General features: G+C 45.6%; 18 protein-coding genes and 2 tRNA genes. 7 read left to right on the top strand and 13 right to left on the bottom strand.

The genetic code is table 11. The annotated features are described in order from the left end of the window. Position 1: 1 nt before the first annotated feature. The 6 genes from C7457_RS08050 to C7457_RS08025 all read right to left on the bottom strand — a co-directional run bounded on the left by C7457_RS08050 (position 2) and on the right by C7457_RS08025 (position 4,404). Positions 2 to 292, bottom strand: coding sequence for a hypothetical protein (locus C7457_RS08050; RefSeq protein ID WP_121171837.1), 291 nt, complete (start codon positions 290 to 292; stop codon positions 2 to 4). After that, positions 292 to 2,892, bottom strand: a complete 2,601-nt coding sequence (gene infB / locus C7457_RS08045) for a translation initiation factor IF-2 (protein ID WP_121171835.1) — start codon at positions 2,890 to 2,892, stop codon at positions 292 to 294. The genes C7457_RS08050 and infB overlap by 1 nt, the downstream gene beginning before the upstream one ends. 71 nt (positions 2,893 to 2,963) lie before the next feature. Continuing rightward, positions 2,964 to 3,284: a YraN family protein gene (locus C7457_RS08040; RefSeq protein WP_121171833.1), complete on the bottom strand. Its 321-nt coding sequence runs from the start codon at positions 3,282 to 3,284 to the stop codon at positions 2,964 to 2,966. Beyond that, complete coding sequence (locus C7457_RS08035; protein WP_121171831.1) at positions 3,196 to 3,900, bottom strand: ribonuclease HII; 705 nt, start codon at positions 3,898 to 3,900, stop codon at positions 3,196 to 3,198. Before C7457_RS08035 ends, C7457_RS08040 begins: the two co-directional genes overlap by 89 nt. After that, positions 3,882 to 4,232, bottom strand: coding sequence for a 50S ribosomal protein L19 (rplS, locus tag C7457_RS08030; RefSeq protein WP_425480016.1), 351 nt, complete (start codon positions 4,230 to 4,232; stop codon positions 3,882 to 3,884). The genes C7457_RS08035 and rplS overlap by 19 nt, the downstream gene beginning before the upstream one ends. Positions 4,233 to 4,327: 95 nt before the next feature. Then, positions 4,328 to 4,404 (bottom strand) — tRNA-Arg (locus C7457_RS08025). Between the two features lie 85 nt (positions 4,405 to 4,489). Between C7457_RS08025 and aroC the strand changes: the two genes are divergently transcribed. Then, complete coding sequence (aroC, locus tag C7457_RS08020) at positions 4,490 to 5,647, top strand: chorismate synthase (protein WP_121171827.1); 1,158 nt, start codon at positions 4,490 to 4,492, stop codon at positions 5,645 to 5,647. Between the two features lie 35 nt (positions 5,648 to 5,682). Then, on the top strand, positions 5,683 to 6,432 hold the full coding sequence (locus C7457_RS08015) for an Nmad2 family putative nucleotide modification protein (RefSeq protein WP_121171825.1): 750 nt from the start codon (positions 5,683 to 5,685) through the stop codon (positions 6,430 to 6,432). Here C7457_RS08015 and C7457_RS08010 read toward each other — a convergent pair. The 6 genes from C7457_RS08010 to C7457_RS07985 form a co-directional block, all read right to left on the bottom strand. Further along, complete coding sequence (locus C7457_RS08010; protein WP_121171823.1) at positions 6,383 to 7,885, bottom strand: YifB family Mg chelatase-like AAA ATPase; 1,503 nt, start codon at positions 7,883 to 7,885, stop codon at positions 6,383 to 6,385. The two genes, C7457_RS08015 and C7457_RS08010, sit on opposite strands and share 50 nt — an antisense overlap. After that, the gene (locus C7457_RS08005) at positions 7,875 to 8,168 is read right to left on the bottom strand and encodes a hypothetical protein (RefSeq protein WP_121171821.1); all 294 of its coding nucleotides are present in this window, start codon (positions 8,166 to 8,168) and stop codon (positions 7,875 to 7,877) included. Before C7457_RS08005 ends, C7457_RS08010 begins: the two co-directional genes overlap by 11 nt. A 74-nt stretch (positions 8,169 to 8,242) precedes the next feature. Beyond that, positions 8,243 to 8,319: transfer RNA gene (locus C7457_RS08000), tRNA-Pro, on the bottom strand. Between the two features lie 39 nt (positions 8,320 to 8,358). Next, on the bottom strand, positions 8,359 to 10,215 hold the full coding sequence (oadA, locus tag C7457_RS07995) for a sodium-extruding oxaloacetate decarboxylase subunit alpha (RefSeq protein ID WP_121171819.1): 1,857 nt from the start codon (positions 10,213 to 10,215) through the stop codon (positions 8,359 to 8,361). 15 nt (positions 10,216 to 10,230) lie between these two features. Beyond that, positions 10,231 to 11,649 (bottom strand): acetyl-CoA carboxylase biotin carboxylase subunit, encoded by a 1,419-nt coding sequence (gene accC, locus C7457_RS07990; protein WP_121171817.1) that lies wholly within the window; start codon positions 11,647 to 11,649, stop codon positions 10,231 to 10,233. Further along, on the bottom strand, positions 11,649 to 12,101 hold the full coding sequence (locus tag C7457_RS07985; RefSeq protein ID WP_121171815.1) for a phosphatidylglycerophosphatase A family protein: 453 nt from the start codon (positions 12,099 to 12,101) through the stop codon (positions 11,649 to 11,651). Before C7457_RS07985 ends, accC begins: the two co-directional genes overlap by 1 nt. Positions 12,102 to 12,248: 147 nt before the next feature. Between C7457_RS07985 and C7457_RS07980 the strand changes: the two genes are divergently transcribed. Genes C7457_RS07980 through C7457_RS07960 form a run of 5 tightly spaced genes read left to right on the top strand, consistent with a single transcriptional unit; the run spans position 12,249 to position 15,417 of the window. Next, a complete protein-coding gene (locus tag C7457_RS07980) occupies positions 12,249 to 13,031 on the top strand; it encodes a DUF4198 domain-containing protein (RefSeq protein WP_121171813.1) in 783 nt (260 codons plus the stop codon). After that, positions 13,031 to 13,633 carry a cobalt transporter CbiM gene (cbiM, locus tag C7457_RS07975; protein WP_121171811.1) on the top strand — a complete coding sequence of 201 codons (603 nt, stop codon included), beginning with the start codon at positions 13,031 to 13,033 and terminating at the stop codon, positions 13,631 to 13,633. The genes C7457_RS07980 and cbiM overlap by 1 nt, the downstream gene beginning before the upstream one ends. Then, the gene (locus C7457_RS07970; protein WP_121171809.1) at positions 13,630 to 14,145 is read left to right on the top strand and encodes a hypothetical protein; all 516 of its coding nucleotides are present in this window, start codon (positions 13,630 to 13,632) and stop codon (positions 14,143 to 14,145) included. The genes cbiM and C7457_RS07970 overlap by 4 nt, the downstream gene beginning before the upstream one ends. Continuing rightward, positions 14,138 to 14,797 carry an energy-coupling factor transporter transmembrane component T family protein gene (locus tag C7457_RS07965; protein WP_170137394.1) on the top strand — a complete coding sequence of 220 codons (660 nt, stop codon included), beginning with the start codon at positions 14,138 to 14,140 and terminating at the stop codon, positions 14,795 to 14,797. The genes C7457_RS07970 and C7457_RS07965 overlap by 8 nt, the downstream gene beginning before the upstream one ends. After that, on the top strand, positions 14,785 to 15,417 hold the full coding sequence (locus C7457_RS07960; RefSeq protein WP_121171803.1) for an energy-coupling factor ABC transporter ATP-binding protein: 633 nt from the start codon (positions 14,785 to 14,787) through the stop codon (positions 15,415 to 15,417). The genes C7457_RS07965 and C7457_RS07960 overlap by 13 nt, the downstream gene beginning before the upstream one ends. 11 nt (positions 15,418 to 15,428) lie before the next feature. Here the strand turns inward: C7457_RS07960 and C7457_RS07955 are convergent, their stop codons facing one another. After that, positions 15,429 to 17,723, bottom strand: a complete 2,295-nt coding sequence (locus tag C7457_RS07955) for a ribonucleoside-diphosphate reductase subunit alpha (RefSeq protein ID WP_121171801.1) — start codon at positions 17,721 to 17,723, stop codon at positions 15,429 to 15,431. Positions 17,724 to 17,757: the final 34 nt, after the last annotated feature.

Genomic DNA, 17,757 nt, shown 5'->3' with positions numbered 1-17,757 from the left:
GCTAATCCCCCCTTAATTTCTTTAAGAAGGCCTCTAACTTGGGCTTCAAGAACTCATACTCCTGATAAAGGGATTCAACAAATGTAAGGAGAGGGTCTGCCTCTGTAAGGTTCTCAGGTTTGTAGGATGAAAGGAGCTCCCTCAGAAACTCCGAGAGAGCTCCCTTAAAGGCCTTTTCCGAATGCCTCTCCTTTACCTCTTCAACGGTTCTCTTTAGGGCCTCACCCTCGCTTAGACCTTGATTTAAATAATGTTCAAAAGTCTCTTTTAAGTCCTTCTTTGCCCTTTCCATTAAACTTCTCTCTCAACCTTTTCAATAGTATAGCACTCAATAATATCACCTACTTTGATGTCGTTAAAGTTCTCAAGGCCAACTCCACACTCGTAACCTGCCTGAACTTCCCTAACGTCCTCTTTAAATCTTTTAAGGGAAGCAATCTTTCCATCGTAAATTACAACTCCGTCCCTTACCAGCCTTACGTTTGCATTCCTCCTGATTACACCGTCCCTCACGTAACAGCCGGCAACCGTTCCGACCTTAGGCACTTTAAAGGTTGCCCTAACTTCTGCCGAGCCGAGGTATACTTCCTTCTCCTCAGGCTCAAGGAGACCCGACATAGCCTTTTTAACTTCGTCTACTATGTCGTAAATAACCCTGTAAGTCCTGACATCTACCTTCTCCCTCTCAGCTGCCTGCCTTGCAGCACTATCGGGACGGACGTTAAACCCTATAACAATCGCATTTGAAGCTGCGGCAAGCATAATGTCGTTCTCAGTTATCGGTCCAACTCCTGCGTGGATAACGTTTACCTTAACCTCATCTGTAGAAAGTTCCTCAAGGGACTTCCTTATTGCCTCTATTGAACCTTGAGCATCAGCCTTAAGGACGATGTTAAGCTCCTTAACCTCCCCAGACTGCATCCTTGAGAAGAGGTCTTCAAGGGAAACCCTCTTTTCCTTCTCAAGGGCAGACTCTCTGGCAAGCTCCTGACGCTTCTCGGCAATCTTCCTTGCCTTTTCCAAACTCTCAACCACGTAGAACTTATCACCGGCCATAGGAACGCCTTCAAGGCCTAAAACCTCAACCGGCATAGAGGGACCGGCCTCCTTCACCTGGCGGCCCTTATCGTCAAACATTGCCCTTATCTTTCCAGCGTAAAGGCCTGCAACTACAGCATCACCAACCTTTAAGGTTCCACTCTGAACTAAGAAGGTCGCAACAGGTCCCCTCTTCTTATCAAGCTTGGCCTCAAGGACTACACCCCTTGCAGGCTTATTTGGATTGGCCTTTAGCTCCATAAGTTCAGCCTGAAGGGCAATCATCTCAAGAAGTTCGTCAACTCCCTGTCCGGTCTTTGCAGAGACGGGGACCATTACAGTATCACCACCCCAATCCTCAGGTATAAGGCCGTGCTGTGTAAGTTCCTGTTTAACTCTATCTGGGTTAGCCCCAGGCTTATCAATTTTGTTAATCGCAACAATTATCGGAACTCCAGCAGCCTTTGCGTGGTTTATAGCTTCAACAGTCTGGGGCATAACACCGTCATCGGCGGCTACTACAAGGACAACAATATCCGTAGCCTGAGCACCCCTTGCCCTCATCGCCGTAAAGGCTTCGTGGCCAGGAGTATCAAGGAACACTAAAGTTTTCTTGCCTTCACTTGTATCGGCTTCAACTACTGAAGCACCAATGTGCTGAGTGATTCCACCTGCTTCCCTTTCAGCAACTTTTGTATTCCTTATGTAGTCAAGGAGTGTTGTCTTACCGTGGTCAACGTGTCCCATGACTGTAATTACAGGAGGACGCGGTCTTAGGTCCTCTTCCCTGTCGGGGGTCTCTTCAAGCTCAGCTTCAAGAACGGCCTCTTCCTCCTCAGCACCTTCAAGCTTAACAACTTTACCGTACTTCTCGGCAACCTTCTTAGCAGTCTCAAAGTCTATAGGCTGATTTATAGCAACAAACTTACCAAGGGCAATAAGGTCCTGAAGTAGCTGGTTAGGTTCAACTCCCAATTTCTCCGCAAATTCCCTAACGGAGATAACTTCGGGGATAATAACGGTCTTTGCCCTCTCTTCCTCTTCAATTAACCTCTGTAGCTGCTCCTCTTCGCTAAGCTCTTCAAAAGGAACTTCCTCTTTAACTTCCTCTTTCTTCTTCTTCCTCTTTTTCTTCTTAGCCCTGTTCTTCTCCTCAATCTTCCTCATGAGCTCTTCAAAGCGCTTCTGGTCCTCAAGTTCCTTCTGTTCTCTTTTCTTCTGAGCACGGATCTCCTCTTCAGTCCTTGGCTTTTCCTTCTCTTTCTGGGTGCTCTCCTTAGTAGAGGCAACCAACTTCTCAAGCTGTTCTCTAGTTACCTTCTCCTCTTCTTTCTTAAACCTCTCCTTCCTTACGGGAGGCTTTCCTCTCCTATCTCTCCTTTCCTTCTTCTCTCCTCTTTCCCTTGCCTCTTCTCTACGCTGGGGCTTCCTCCTCCTTCTTCTCCTCCTTGCAAGCTCTTCAGGAGATAGGATTCTAACGTCTGAGCGCCTCTTCTCCTCTCTCTTCCTCTCCCTTTCTTCGCTCTTTTCCACCTTCTCTTCTCTCTTCACCTCTCCTTTAGGTGAAGGAGCTTCTTTTTGAACTTCAACAGGTTGAGTCTTAACAGCCTCAACCTTCTCTTCTAACTTAACCTCTTCCCTTTTCTCTACCTTTTCCTCTTTAACAGGAGCAGGCTTTTCCTCTTTAACCTCAATAGGTTTTATAAACTCCTTAACGAGCATAACCTGCTTTTCATCTAGGGAGGAGTGAATACTCTTAACTTGCATATCAAGTTCGTTCCTTAACTTCTGAAGGAGCTCCTTTGAAGGAATTCCCAGCTCTTTCGCAAGCTGGTGTACTCTTACTTTAGCCAAAACAAAACCTCCTTACTACGGTTAAACCTGCTCTTAATATAGACGGTTGGCAAATTATATCAACGATTAAATTAAAAAGCGTTAGGTATATGGATAACTTCCTCACCTAAAATGACTATAACGTCAAACCTTACGCTTTCCCAGTTAGTAGGGTTCTTTTCAAGGAAGAGGAGAGCTGTTTTCTTTATTCTCTCTACTTTCCTTGAATCAATTGTCTCCAACGGATGGCCGAAATCCGAGTTCTTCCTAAGCCTTACCTCTACAAAGACTAGAGTTTTCGTTTCAGGTTCAAGAGCTACTATGTCAATCTCCCCCCAGTAGCTCGTAAAGTTTCTGGCGATAATACGATAGCCTTTCCTCTGTAGTAGCCGGGATGCAATCTCCTCCCCCATTCTCCCTCTCTCCCTTGACCCTCCCAAAGCTCCTCCTGTGAATAGGGGTTATCCCTAGTTTCCTTATTGCTTCACAGTGCTCCTTTGTAGGGTAGCCTTTATTCCTCTCAAAACCGTAACCTGGAAACAACTTTGAGAGCTCTTCCATTATAAAATCCCTGACAACTTTAGCAACTACGCTTGCACAGGCACAGGAAAAGCTCCTTTCATCACCTTTTGGTATGGGAAGAATCCTGTTTGAAAAGGAGGGAATCTTCAGGTAATCAGTTATGAGGAAGTCGGGGGTGAAGGGGAGCTCAGAAATTGCCCTTTCGGCAGCAAGAACTGTTGCCCTGTATATATTAAGCTGGTCTATCTCTTTAGAGTCTGCAAAGCCTACACCTACTGCTAAAGCCTCAGAGTAAATCTCTCTAAACAAGGAGAGCCTTTTAGAAGGAGAAATCCTTTTTGAATCTCTAAATAAAAAAGGATTGACGTTTTTGGGGAAGACCACTGCCGCTGCCACAACAGGCCCGGCAAGAGGCCCTCTCCCCGCCTCGTCAATCCCCGCTACGAGAGAGTAGCCTTTATTCCAGAGGTTCCTCTCTATCTCAAGGATTACTTCTTTGTCATCCACTCCTTCTTCTCTTTAATACGGGCAGCCTTTCCTTTACGCTCCCTGAGGTAGTAGAGCCTTGCCCTTCTTACGATACCGCGCTTGAGGACCTCAATCTTCTCAACAACTGGAGCATAAAGGGGAAAAGTCCTCTCAATTCCAATTCCGTAGGATACTTTCCTTACTGTGAAAGTAGCATCCGTCCCGCTTCCCCTCTTCCTGATAACGACGCCTTCAAAGGCCTGAACCCTCTCTTTATCGCCCTCTTTGACTTTTACGTGAACTCTAACGGTGTCTCCAACCCTAAAATCGGGAATTTCTTTCTTCGCGTACTTCTCCTGAACAGCCCTCATGAGCTCGTCAAGGCTTGCCATAATGAACCTCCCAAGTTATGAAAGTGCAGGGGAATTGTATGGGTTTTTCTGTTTTTGTCAAGGAATAAAAAAAATGGTGCGCCCGGCAGGATTCGAACCTGCGACCTCGAGATTAGGAATCTCGCGCTCTATCCTACTGAGCTACGGGCGCACTGCGATAGGTAAGATAGGACTTTTTAATTGAAGTGTCAATAAGAAACGGCTAAAATTTGTCAAAAATTACTGGAGGAACTTAGATGCTAAGGTTTTACACGGCCGGAGAGAGCCACGGAAAGGGAATCTTTGCCTACCTTGAGGGAATACCTGCCAACTTTGAGATAGACTTTGACTTCATTAACTTTGAAATGGCCCGCCGCCAAAAGGGATACGGCAGAGGCGGAAGGATGAAGATTGAGAAGGACAGGGTTGAGTTCTTAAGCGGAGTTAGGCTTGGAAAGACCTTAGGCTCTCCAATTTTAATGGCCGTGTGGAACAGAGATTATAAGAACTGGGAAGGGATAATGAAACCGGAACCGGGGGAGCTCCCGCCGGAGAAAGCGGTTACAAGGCCAAGGCCCGGCCACGCAGACTTAACGGGAGTTTTAAAGTACGGCTTTAGCGACGTTAGAAACGTCCTAGAGCGCTCCTCTGCAAGGGAAACCGCCGGAAGGGTAGCGGCAGGGGCATTGTGTAAGGATATCTTAAGGAGGTTAGGTGTAGAGATTGGAAGTTTCGTAATCTCAATAGGCTCAGCAGAAGTTCCAAGGGAGTTAATAGAGGGTAGAGAATTTAGGGAGCTCTTTGAGAACGCAGAAAAGTCTGAGGTAAGAATACCAGTTCTAGACAAAGAGGTTGAGGAGAGGTTCAAAAGGGAAATTGACGAGGCTAAAGAACGGGGAGAGAGCTTAGGGGGGATTTTCGTTGTTTACGCAACCGGCGTTCCGGTAGGACTTGGAAGTTACACCCAGTGGGATAAGCGTTTAGACGGAAAAATAGCCCAGGCGATAATGTCAATCCAAGCAGTTAAAGGGGTTGAAATTGGCCTCGGCTTTGAAGCGGCAAAACTTCCCGGCTCAAAAGTTCACGACGAGATTTTCTACTCTGAGGAAAGAGGCTTTTATAGGTTAACAAACAGGGCAGGAGGAATTGAGGGGGGAATGACAAACGGAGAGCCCATCGTCGTAAAGGCTGCAATGAAGCCTATTCCGACCCTCTACAAACCTTTAAGGAGCGTTGACCTAAGGACGAAAGAGCCCTTTGTGGCCTCAATTGAGCGCTCTGACGTCTGTGCCGTTCCGGCGGCGGCAGTTGTGGGAGAGGCGATGCTAGCAATAACGCTACTGGGAGCTCTCCTTGAAAAGTACCCATCAGATAACTTCAACGATTTAGTAAAATTGCTTAAATCTAGAAATTAGGATTAAAAATCATAAAAAAATTTCTTCTCTATAAAATGACATCGGACACTGGTTTTGCTCCAAATCCTTTTGGAAACTACCTTACTTTAGCTACATGTACTCCAAATCACCAAAGAGCAAACATAGGAAAAGAAGATTGGATTATTGGAGTAGAAGGTACAACTCTAGCTGAAGAGAGAAAAAAGGCTGGTTATCACCTAGAGATTGAACAATGTTTAATTTATGCTGGGAAAGTATGCGAGGTTTTAGACCTAGATTCATATTTCCATGATCCAAGATTTGAAAATAAAAAGTATTCACCTTCAAACCTTCAAGGAGACAATGTTTACTATATAGAAAATAATAGTTGGAAATGGATAAGAGGACACGATCATGACATTAAATCTATCCCAGATGAAGAAGCATATATCCCAGTCTCTAAAGTAGATGAATTTTTCAAGAATGAAAAATTAAAGGAAAAATATGGAGCTATAATCCAAGACATCTGGGGAAATAGGGTTTTTATTTGCGAAGAATTCCTCTATTTTGGAGATAAATGCATTGAATTTAACAAGAAGTTCCTACGTTGCCTAAATAATCGTGGCATTCGTTATTGTACTCAGGAGAACTTTCCAGAACTATTTTCAGAATTAGAAAGTTACATATCCTCCCTTGTAAAAGAGTATGGACTTGGAAAACACGGGAACCCCATAAATAACCGTCTTGAAGAACAAGAACAAAATACGTGTAACAAGGTTAAACTTCCCTGTAGCTCAAAGCCTCGGCTATGTGGTGGAAGGAGATAAGGTCGGAGCTCTCAAGGTCCGCAATTGTCCTTGCAACCTTTAAAACCCTGTCGTAAGCCCGGGCCGAAAGGCCTAGAGAGGAAACGGCACGATTTAGGAGCTCCTCAGCTTCAAAATCAAGCTTACAGAACTTCTTTATCACCCTCCTACCCATCTGGCCGTTAAAGGAAATTCTTAAACCCTTAAAGCGCCTCTTCTGAATTTCATAAGCCTTAATAACCCTTTCCCTTATCCTTTCAGAAGGTTCAGACTTTGAGTCCTTAAACTCTTCCGGCTTAACGGCAGGAACGCTGACTTTCAGATCTATCCTGTCCATTATAGGGCCTGAAAGCTTTGCTTGATAGCGTTTTATCTGGACGGGAGAGCACCGGCAGTAGTTTTTACCGTCTGAAAAGCCGTAGAAACCGCAGGGACAGGGATTACTTGCTGCAACTAAGAGGAAATCGGCAGGAAAAGTGTAAGAACCAGAGGCTCTTGAAACTGTCACTACTCTATCTTCAAGGGGCTGCCTCAAAGCCTCTAAAACGCTCCTCTTAAACTCTGGGAATTCGTCCATAAAGAGGACTCCGTTGTGGGCAAGGCTTACTTCTCCCGGCTTAACCGCATTTCCTCCTCCGATGATTGCTGCATCTGAGGAAGTAGAGTGAGGAGCCCTAAAAGGCCTTTGAACTACTGGAACTTCAGAAGTTAAGCCTGCAACAGAGTATACTCGGCTGGTTTCAATAACCTCCTCTAAACTCATCGGAGGCATTATCGTAGGAAGCCTCCTTGCAAGCATCGTCTTCCCAGAACCTGGAGGACCTACCATAAAAACGTTGTGCCTCCCTGCTGCAGCTATTTCAAGGGCCCTCTTTGCCTGAAACTGTCCTACAACATCTGCCATATCAACAGAGTAAGAAGGATTTGAAGGTAGGGAACTCCCCTTAGCCGGCTCTATCTCAACCTCTCCATTGAGGAAATTAACCGCCTCCTTCAAACTCTTTACAGGAATTACATCAATCCCTTCTATTAAAAGGGCTTCCTCAACGTTATCCTCTGGAATGATTAACCCCTTTAAACTCAGTTCCTTCACTAAGACTGCAGCAGGGAGAACTCCCTTTACCGGGTGGAGCTCACCACCAAGCCCGAGCTCGCCGGCAATAATGTAATTCCCAAGCTTCTCCCCGCTGAGGATTCCAGAGGAAGCAAGAATCCCCAAAGCTATAGGCAGGTCATAAACTGTTCCCTCTTTCCTCAAATCTGCAGGAGCAAGGTTAACCACAATCTTCCTTAGAGGAAAAGGAAAGCCGGAGTTAACTACAGCAGCCCTTACCCTTTCCTTGCTCTCCTTAACAGCGCTATCTGGAAGACCAACAATTGCTACTGAAGGGAGTCCCCTTGAGGAGTCAACTTCAACTACAACCTTAACTCCATCAATTCCCAAAGTAGCATAACTAATAACCTTAGAAACCAACTATAACCCCATTACCGACAATCTCCGGAGCAGAACACCCCAGTCTCAGGATTATATACTTTACCGACTCTCTTGTTCTGAACCTCTTACCAGGGTAGATCGTACACCTATTAACTCCTTTCTTTCTACACCTGCCCTTATACACTCTACCGTCTGAGGTTACAAAGAGAACAATTTTATTTGAAGGACGGTTTAAGACAACGAAAGGTTTATAAAATTCCCCTTTTGTAACCCATCCACACTTTATGGACGAATAGGTGTAACTTGAAGAGAAGAAAAACATCAAGGTCGTCAGAAATAGATTTATGAGAAGTCTCATAATGGAACGATTATATACTAAAGAACGGTAATTTTAAATGGTCGGGGCGACCCGACTTGAACGGGCGACCTCTGGCCCCCCATGCCAGCGCGCTACCAGGCTACGCCACGCCCCGACGCAGGAATTAATATAGGAGTAATGTTAAAAAAATCAACTATTCAGGCTCAATCGTCATTATAGCTTCATCTGGATTGACGTTATCACCCGGTTTAACGTAGATAGCCTTTACAACCCCAGCAATTGGAGCGTGAACCTCATTCTGCATCTTCATTGCTTCAACAACGGCAACTACATCACCCTCATTAACTCTATCGCCTTCTTTAACCTTAATCTCAACTACCTTTGCAGGCATTGGAGAAGTAACGTCACCTTCCTTTGAGGCCCTCGGCCTCTTTGAGGCAGCGGTAAGCTCCCCAGCAATTTCAACTTCCTCACCTGTTGGAACAACCTCAACGAGAGGCTCAACAACAACCTCTTCAAGTCTTCCGTCAATCTTTATAAAGTAAGGCTTCTTACCCTCTTTCTTGTGACCGACTCCCGCAATCTTAACGTGGTAACTCTCGCCGTGAACGTTAACTATAAACTCTGTTGGAGCAAGGGGCTGAGGACACTTCCTTTCTTCCTCCTCCATATCGTGAAGGTCCTCTTCCGAAATGGCGGGAATTTCTCCCCTTTCAACCTTCTCCCTCCACTCAAAGAACTCCTTAGCAACTTTGGGAAAGAGGCAGTAGGAGAGAACGTCCTCCTCGCTCCTTGCAAGGTCCTTAATCTCTTCCCTGCACTTGTCAAGTTCAGGCTGTAGGAGGTCTGCAGGGCGGCAGGTAATAGGCTCCTCGTCTCCTAAAACCTTCTTTATAATCTCCTCCTTAATAGGAGCAGGAGGCCTTCCGTAAAGCCCCTTAACGTAGTTCTTCGTCTCCTGAGTGATCATCTTGTAGCGTTCGCCGGCAAGAACGTTGAGAACCGCCTGAGTTCCGACTATTTGACTCGTTGGAGTAACGAGGGGAGGATAACCAAAGTCTTCCCTGACCCTTGGAACTTCCTCAAGGACTTCTTCTAGTTTATCAAGAGCTCCCTGCTCCTTAAGCTGATTTATAAGGTTAGAGATCATTCCACCGGGTATCTGGTGTTCAAGAACGGCAGCATCAATTCCCTTAAAGTCTATATCGTACTTCTTGTACTTCTTCCTAACTTCTTTAAAATGCTGAGCCATCCTCTTTAAGGCTTTCTTATCAAGGCCTATCTCAAACCCAAACTCTCCAAAGGCATAGGCCATAGTTTCAACTGCCGGATGGGAGGTATCTGAAGCCATAGGAGAAATTGCAACGTCAAAAATGTCCGCTCCGGCTTCGGCAGCCTTTAGCTGAGCCATCTCAGCAAGGCCACTGGTACAGTGGGTATGAACGTGAACTGGAAGGCCGACCTCCTCTTTTAAAGCCTTAACTAAGGAATAGGCCTTTTCAGGGGAGAGGAGACCTGCCATATCCTTAATTGCAATTATGTCTGCTCCCATCTCTTTAAACTGGAGGGCCAACTCTATGTATAGGTCCTCGGTATGAACGGGACTTATCGTGTAAGAGAGGGCCCCCTCAACTACCTTTCCCATCTCCTTCGCAGTCTCAACTGCAACCTCAACATTCCTTAAATCGTTGAGGGCGTCAAAAATCCTGAAAACGTCTATACCGTTCTCTGCAGCCTTTCTAACAAAGGCCCTAACGACGTCATCCGGATAGTGGCGATAACCTACTAAGTTCTGTCCCCTTAAGAGCATCTGAAGGCGGGAGTTAGGCATTAACTTCCTTAAGACTCTCAGCCTCTCCCAAGGGTCCTCCCGTAAAAATCGGAGACAGACGTCAAAGGTTGCCCCGCCCCACATTTCAACAGACCAAAAGCCTGCCTTATCTATGACGGGAGCTATATCAACCATATCCCTCGTCTTCATTCTAGTAGCAAAGAGGGACTGATGGGCATCCCTTAAGGTTACATCCGTAAACTGAATCTTCCTTCCCATTCACTCCTCCAAGTATTACAGTCCGTGGTGTGCAGCAATCGCTGCAGATATTGCAAGCGCAAGGACTTCAGGGTCTGTTTCCTCAATAAAGGTAAAGTCCTTAATCTTCCTATCTATAAATGAGGTATCAAACTGCCCCTTAACGAACTCAGGGTCGTTGAGAATTTTCTTAAAGAAGGGAATAGTAGTTGGAACTCCCCTAATGACGAATTCACCGAGAGCTCTCCTTGAACGCCTTATAACCTCATCCCAACTTCTACCCCTCACTATCAGCTTAGCTACCATTGAGTCGTAGTAAGGAGGTATCGTATAACCTTTATAAACCACACCGTCTATCCTTACTCCTATTCCACCAGGAGAGTAGTAAGCGGTAATGGTTCCCGGAACTGGAACGAAATCCCTCTTCGGATCTTCTGCATTTACCCTAAACTGTATTGCAAAGCCGTTAATTTGAACGCTCTTTTGAGAGAAGGAGAGTCCCATTCCCGCAGCTATCCTTATCTGCTCCTGAACTATGTCTATTCCTGTAACTTCCTCAGTTACAGTGTGTTCAACCTGAAGGCGGGGGTTGACTTCCATAAAATAGAAGTTACCGTACTTATCCATCAAGAATTCCCAAGTTCCGACGCCGTAGTAACCAATCTTCCTCGCAGCTTCAACACAAATCTTCCCAAGCTTCTCCCTCTGCCTCCTCGTAAGAACGGGAGATGGGGCTATCTCAAGGACCTTCTGGTGTCTCCTCTGAAGAGAACAGTCTCTCTCTCCAAGGTGAACCACGTTTCCGTGTTTATCGGCAACTATCTGAATCTCAATGTGCCTCGGGTTTTCAATAAACTTTTCAATGAATACCTCCCCCTTACCGAAGGAAGCTTCAGCCTCCTTTACAGCTATCTGAAACTGGGAGATAAGCTCCCCTTCACTCCTTGCAACCCTCAAACCTCTACCACCGCCACCGTGAGCAGCTTTTATCATCACGGGATAGCCGATTTCCCTTGCTATCCTCTTTGCCTCTTCAAGGTCCGAAACCGGCTCATCGCTCCCCTCAGCAACAGGAACTCCGAGCTCCTTCATTAGCTTCTTTGCTTCAATCTTACTTCCAAAGACCTTTAAGTGCTCAACGGAAGGACCTATAAACTCAATTCCGTGCTTCCTAGCGTACTCGGCAAAGTCGGCCCTTTCAGACAGAAAGCCGTATCCGGGATGTATCGCCTGAGCTCCAGCCCTTTTTGCTATGTCAACTATCTTATAGTAGTTGAGGTAAGCTTTTATAGGATCTCCGTGAATGAGGTACGCCTCATCTGCCTTCTTAACGTGGAGGGAGTTAACGTCGGCCTCAGAGTAGATAGCTACAGTTTGAATTCCCAGCTCTTTACACGCCCTTATCACCCTCGTTGCAACTTCACCCCTATTAGCGACCAAAACCTTCTTAAACATTAAAGGAAACCTCCGATAACTCTAAGGAGAATATTGGCTAAAACTCCAGCAACAGCGTCATCTACGGTAATTCCCCAACCTCCGGGGAGCCTTTCAAACAGACGAATCGGAAACGGTTTCATTATATCAATAATTCTAAATAGTATTAGACCGGCCAAGGTAAGCTCTAAGTCCCCTTGGGGATTCAGTAAGAAAAAGGTAATCTCCACTCCGAGAACCTCATCTATTACAACCTGGTCAGGGTCCTTATCTCCCAACTTACGTGCAAGATAGTCGGAGGAGACTACGCTTAGAAAGAAGGTTATCAGAATAACCAATACCTGAAAGTCAGGATTACTCGGCCATAGAAAGTACGCAAGGACGGCAGCAAAGATTGAGCCCCAGGTTCCCGGCATCTTTGGGAGCTTACCCGAATAAAATCCGGTAGCTAAAAACTCCATAAACCAGTTCACAGTAAAAGACCTCCTTTTAAGAGGTAATTTTAAAAGATAGTTGGTATCAAAAAACTCAGATTCATGAAGCTTTTTTTCAGAAATTTATTGATATTTAAACTGATCTTGTAATAAAATCTAAAAGAAATTTAATACAAGGAGGGCGAAATGAAGAAGACCCTTTCAGCCTTAACCGCAGCCTTAATTCCCCTCTCAGCTCAAGCCCACTTTCTCCTCCTGAAACCCTCAACTGACATAGTTGAAGGAAGTAGCGCAAAGAAAATAGAAGTTAAAGCCATCTTTACTCACCCGATGGAAGGCGGACCCAACATGCCATTCAAACCGGTTAAAAGCGGAGCTTTCGTTAACGGAAGAGCAATTCCTCTAAACTGGAAAAGGGAAGAAGTTCCTGCAGAAAGGGGAAGCAAAGTTAAAGTTCCTTACTACACCGCAGAGTTCAAGCTGAAAAGGCCCGGAGTTTATCAGTTCTTCGTAGTTCCAAACTACTACTTTGAACCGGCTGAGGAGAAGTTCATAAAACAGGTTACGAAGGTGTACGTTGAGGCCTACGGAGTTGAAAGGGGTTGGGATAAACCAGTAGGCCTTGAGGCGGAAATAGTTCCACTTACCAGACCCTTTGGAATCTGGGAAGGAAACACTTTCGTTGGGAGAGTTTACATAAACGGAAAGCCTGCCCCAAATATCACCGTAGAGGTTGAACACTTAAACGAAGAAGGAATAGAAGTTCCTGCATCACCTTTCATTAAACAAACTGTAAAAACTGATAAGGACGGTTACTTTTACTACACAATCCCCTGGGCAGGCTGGTGGGGATTTTCAGCAATTGGCTACGGAGGTAAAAGGAAGTACAAGGACGGAAAGATTTACCCGGTTGAACTTGATGCAGTAATTTGGGTTAAAGCCTACGAGAAACCTAAAGGAGTTAAGTAATGCACATATCTGAAGGTGTCTTACCTGGGTGGCTACTTTCGGCAGGCTGGGTAGCTACCACTTTAGGCCTCTGGATAGGAATGAAGAAAACGAATCAAGAAAGGCTTCCCTTTGTGGCCCTACTATCGTCTGTTTTCTTCGTCGCCTCCCTAATTCACGTTCCGGTCGGAATAACAAGCGTCCACCTTCTACTTAATGGACTGATAGGAATCTGTTTAGGATGGTCTGCTTATCCGGCAATCTTCGTTGGCCTACTCTTTCAGGCCCTCCTCTTCCAGTTTGGAGGAATCACAGTTTTGGGAGTTAATACCTTTAACATGGCTAGCGGGGCTCTCACAGCCTACTACTTAACAAAGCCTCTCCTTAAGAGGCCTACAAAGCTAAAGCTGATAGGAGCGGGGACCTTAGGGGCCCTCTCTGTAGTTCTTACATCGGGACTTTTACTGAGCCTTGAGCTTTTAAGCTGCGGAAACTCTTTTCGCTCAACGGCAACCCTTGCATTCCTTGCCCACCTACCAGTTGCCAGCGTTGAAGCAGTAATAAACTCCTTTTCCTTAGTCTTCCTCCTCAAAAACGCCCCCGAACTGCTGGAGGTAAAATGAAAAGGTTAGCCCTAATCTCTCTACTCCTTTTAATACCTTCAGTTAGCTTTGCCCATAAAGTAAGCCTTTTTGTTGACGTTAGCGGGAATGAAATAGAGCTCTCCTCCTACTTTAGCGATGGAACGCCGGTAAAGGGCGGAGATGTAAAGGTTTACGACTCCTTAGGAAAGGCTGTGTTTGAAGGGAGAACAAATAAAGAGGGGGAACTCCACTTTACACTGAAAAAACCGGGAACCTACAAAGCCGTTGTACTTGCAGAACTCGGGCACAGAGCCGAAGCAACGTTTAAAGTTAACGGAGAACGTAAAGAGGAAAACATAAAAGGAAATATGAAGGATACACAGGAACTCAGGGAGGTTATAAGGGAAGAACTTAAACCTATAAAAGAAGAGCTCTTAAAAATTGAAGAGGAGAACTCAAAGCCTTCCCTAAGGGACGCTATAGGAGGAATCGGCTGGATCCTGGGTATTTTTGGAGGAGCAGTTCTTCTTAGCAGGAGGAGAGGTGGTTGAGAAAGTTGACCCCAGGTTTAAGATCGTCTCATTTTTAATTTTAGCGTGGCTTATAGCTCTCTCCTCAATCAGGGAGACTATCTCCTTCCTCCCTCTGGTAACTTTCCTCTCGTTACCCCTCTTTAAGAACTTTAAAAGAATTTGGAAAATCCTCCTCTTTGCCGACTCCTTCCTCCTCTTAGTAGTCCTTTCCCAGCTCCTGTTAGGTTCACCAGAAGTTGCCCTTGAGGTCTTTTTAAGGTCAAACCTCATCCTACTTCTCTCCCTCTCCTTACTGAGTACAACTCCAACTTTTGAGCTCCTCCACGCCCTCCACCACCTTAAAGTTCCAAACTCACTCCTTCAGATAGCCTTCCTAACCTACAGGTACTTACACGAAGTAAGGAGCAGGTACACGGCTGCGGTAAAGTCTGCAAAGAGCAGAGGTTTTAAGGCGAGAACCGATAAGTTCACCTACCAAACCTACGGAAACTTGATAGGTAACCTCCTAACCTATAGTTTCCTTAAGTCTGAGAGGGTTTACAGGGCAATGCTCTGCAGGGGGTTTTCCGGTTACTTCCCCGTCTACAGACACTTTAAAGCTTCACCTAAAGACTTTATCTTTCTAGCCTTAACAGTAGCCTACGGAGCGGTAGTAGTATGGAAGTTTTAAGGGTTGAAGACCTGTGGGTAAAGGTTGAAGGTAGAGAAGTCCTTAAAGGAGTCAACTTCTCAATAAAAGAGAGGGAAAAGGTACTTATAGTAGGCGACAACGGAAGCGGAAAGACAACTTTGGCCGAAACTATAATGGGCTTTATAAGGCCTGATAGGGGAAGGATACTCTTTAAGGGAAAGGAGTTAAAAGGAGAGGAGGACTTTAATCAGATAAGGAGGAAAATAGGCTACTGTTTTCAAAATCCCGACGAACAGCTCTTTTGTCCAACAGTTGAGGAGGAAATTGCTTTCGCTCCCCTTGCACTTGGAAAGAAAAGGGAAGAGGTAGAGGAAATCGTTAAGGAGCTCCTCAAAACGTTTCAGATAGAACACCTAAGGGAAAGGCCTACCCATAAGCTCTCTGGAGGTGAAAAGAGGATAGTCTCAGTTGCTGCCGTCCTCTCTATGGATCCTGAAGTTTTAATACTTGACGAACCGACCCTCGGACTTGATAGGAAGAGGTTTCAGATACTCTCCTCATTTTTGAAGGAAACCGAAATACCGGTTCTACTAATTACACACGAAAAAGAGTTAATTGAACACTTAGGTTGGAGAGTAGTTAGGATAGAAGGGCCCTAAGGCCCCTTAAGTTAATTGGCACAGGCAATACACTCCTCTTTCTTGAGGGCTCCCTGGCTGTCCTTCTGAACGGTCCTAACGTAGTAAATCGTCTTAATACCCTTCTCCCAGGCGTAGAGGACGGTTTCGTAGATGTCCTTAGCCCTAATTCCAAGGTTTAGGTTGAAAAGGAGCTCCATTGAAATCCCGCTGTCAACCCACTTCTGAATCATTGATATTACGTCTATAACCTCCTTCTGGTTCATAAACTTGCTCTCCCTGTAGAACCAGAACCTCTCCTTAATGAAAGGGGGACAAATCGGAACCGCCTGCTTCTGGTTCTTATCTATGTAAAATCGGCTAAAGGGAGGTAGGACTCCCGGGGTTGCTCCCTGTAAAAGGCCAGAGCTGGTGTTTGGAGCAATAGCAAAGAGCTGACCGTTCCTAATTCCGTACTTCTTAAGCTTGGCTAAGAGTTCCAGCCACTTCTCTTTTAAGGTAGTCTTTTCGCTTAAGTATTCAGCGTCTTTACCTATTACTATTCCCTTGCTCCAGTCTGAACCCTCGTAGGCAGGGAAGACTCCCCTCTCCTTGGCAAGGTTGACGCTCTCATCAATTCCGTAGTAGGCAATTTTCTCGTAGAGCTCGTCAATAACCTTTAATGACTGCCTTCCGTAGGGAATTTCTCTCTTTGCAAGGTAGTCGGCAAGGCCAAGAGTTCCAATACCTATAGTTCTGTAACGGTCGTTGTGGAGCTTACTCTCAAGGATCGGGGGAGAGGTTAGCTCTATAGTGTTGTCAAGGATTCTTACTGCAGTCCTCACCGCATCTTCAAGCTCGGCGTCGTTTTCTATGTTTGCAAGGTTTATTGAGAGGAGGTTGCAGGTGTGGACGAGGCCAGGCTCCTCAATTTCGCTGACTATCTTCCCGTCCCTCATATAGGTTTTAAAGCCCTTAGAAGGCCTAAAGTTTGAGAAACTCTCCATACAGAGGTTTCCGTTCCCTATGTAGCCGTCGTGCTTTAAAGGATTTAGCCGATTGGCGGTATCCTTGAAAAAGATGTAGGGTAGACCAGTTGCAACCTGCGTTTTCAAAATCTCTTTAAGGAGCTCCCTAGCCCTTACCCTCTTCTTTAGTTTTAGCCTGTCGGCCTCGGCCTCTATATGAATGTAGGCCTTTTCAAACTCGTCTCCCCACAGCTCGTAGAGTCTGTAGCCGAATTTCCTCTCAACCTCGTAAGGGTCAACCAGAAGCCACTCCTGGTTGAACTTCACCCTCTCCATAAAGAGGTCAGGGATTACTACTTGAGGGAAGATGTCAAAGGCCTTTCTCCTCAAGTCTCCGTTTTCGGTTTTGAGCTCCAAGAAGTCGTAAATATCAAGGTGCCAGACGTCAAGGGCTACAGTAACAGCCCCTGCCCTCTTACCTTCCTGGTTCACTGCAACTGCAACGTCGTTTAGGATTTTTGCCCAGGGAACTATTCCGCCGCTTGCCCCAAAGACTTTCTTTATCCAGGAACCCTGAGCCCTAATTCTTGAAAGGTTAACTCCAACGCCTCCCGCCCTCTTTGAAATCTGGGCAACCTGGTTTGCAGTGTACATAATTGAGTCAAGGTTATCGTCCATTGCGGTGATGAAGCAGGAAGAGAGGTTTCCGTTGGGACGGCGGAGGTTAATGAGAATCGGAGTGGCAAGTGAGAGCTTCTTTCCGGCTATGAGATCATAGAACTTCTTAGCAGTTTTAAGCCTCGTCTCCTTCGGCTCGTTCTTTGCAAGCATCAGGGAAATCGTCATGTACATCTCTTGAGGGAGCTCTATGGGGAAGTCCTCGTAGATGCAGAGGTATCTCTTTGCTAAAAGGTTAGCTCCGGCATAGTCGTAGAGGAAGTCATACTTAAGCTTTAGGTAATCCCCCGCCTCAACAATTTCACTCTCCGTATAACTTTCAAGGATCTCAGGAATATAAAGCCCCTTACTAACTAAATCCCTCACAACCTTTAAGTACTCTCTTCCTCCCCCAACGTAGGCCAGCTTACTTGTTCCCCTTCTGATTGCCACTTCTTTGTAGAGGTTAAAGATGAAGAGCCTTCCGGCAAGTATCCTCCAGTCTGGCTCCTCAGGAGTTGTAAGCTGGAGAGCGGTATTTATAACAGCTTCATGAATTTGACGCGTCGTAATTCCATCAAAGAAGTGAAGTTTTAGCTTTGCCTCAAGTTTCAATGGATTGAGATCTAAACCTTCAGCAGCCCAGTTAATAACTTTTCTGATCTTCTCAATGTTTAAAGGTTCTCTAGTTCCTTTCCTCTTTACCACGGTAATCCTATTCATCACTCCTCCCTGCTGAAGATAGAAGTATTTAACT

This window comes from Thermovibrio guaymasensis (genome assembly GCF_003633715.1).
GTDB lineage: Bacteria > Aquificota > Aquificia > Desulfurobacteriales > Desulfurobacteriaceae > Thermovibrio > Thermovibrio guaymasensis.
This window is presented reverse-complemented; position numbering and strand designations above follow the sequence as displayed.

What these genes read in the sequence shown, in the direction of transcription:
- aroC (WP_121171827.1), top strand. Translation starts at nt 4,490, where the DNA reads ATGCTAAGGTTTTACACGGCCGGAGAGAGCCACGGAAAGGGAATCTTT.
- accC (WP_121171817.1), bottom strand. Translation starts at nt 11,649, where the DNA reads ATGTTTAAGAAGGTTTTGGTCGCTAATAGGGGTGAAGTTGCAACGAGG.
- C7457_RS07955 (WP_121171801.1), bottom strand. Translation starts at nt 17,723, where the DNA reads ATGAATAGGATTACCGTGGTAAAGAGGAAAGGAACTAGAGAACCTTTA.
- C7457_RS08040 (WP_121171833.1), bottom strand. Translation starts at nt 3,284, where the DNA reads ATGGGGGAGGAGATTGCATCCCGGCTACTACAGAGGAAAGGCTATCGT.
- C7457_RS08050 (WP_121171837.1), bottom strand. Translation starts at nt 292, where the DNA reads ATGGAAAGGGCAAAGAAGGACTTAAAAGAGACTTTTGAACATTATTTA.
- rplS (WP_425480016.1), bottom strand. Translation starts at nt 4,232, where the DNA reads ATGAGGGCTGTTCAGGAGAAGTACGCGAAGAAAGAAATTCCCGATTTT.
- C7457_RS07970 (WP_121171809.1), top strand. Translation starts at nt 13,630, where the DNA reads ATGAAAAGGTTAGCCCTAATCTCTCTACTCCTTTTAATACCTTCAGTT.
- C7457_RS08015 (WP_121171825.1), top strand. Translation starts at nt 5,683, where the DNA reads ATGACATCGGACACTGGTTTTGCTCCAAATCCTTTTGGAAACTACCTT.
- C7457_RS07960 (WP_121171803.1), top strand. Translation starts at nt 14,785, where the DNA reads ATGGAAGTTTTAAGGGTTGAAGACCTGTGGGTAAAGGTTGAAGGTAGA.
- C7457_RS07980 (WP_121171813.1), top strand. Translation starts at nt 12,249, where the DNA reads ATGAAGAAGACCCTTTCAGCCTTAACCGCAGCCTTAATTCCCCTCTCA.
- oadA (WP_121171819.1), bottom strand. Translation starts at nt 10,215, where the DNA reads ATGGGAAGGAAGATTCAGTTTACGGATGTAACCTTAAGGGATGCCCAT.
- cbiM (WP_121171811.1), top strand. Translation starts at nt 13,031, where the DNA reads ATGCACATATCTGAAGGTGTCTTACCTGGGTGGCTACTTTCGGCAGGC.
- C7457_RS08005 (WP_121171821.1), bottom strand. Translation starts at nt 8,168, where the DNA reads ATGTTTTTCTTCTCTTCAAGTTACACCTATTCGTCCATAAAGTGTGGA.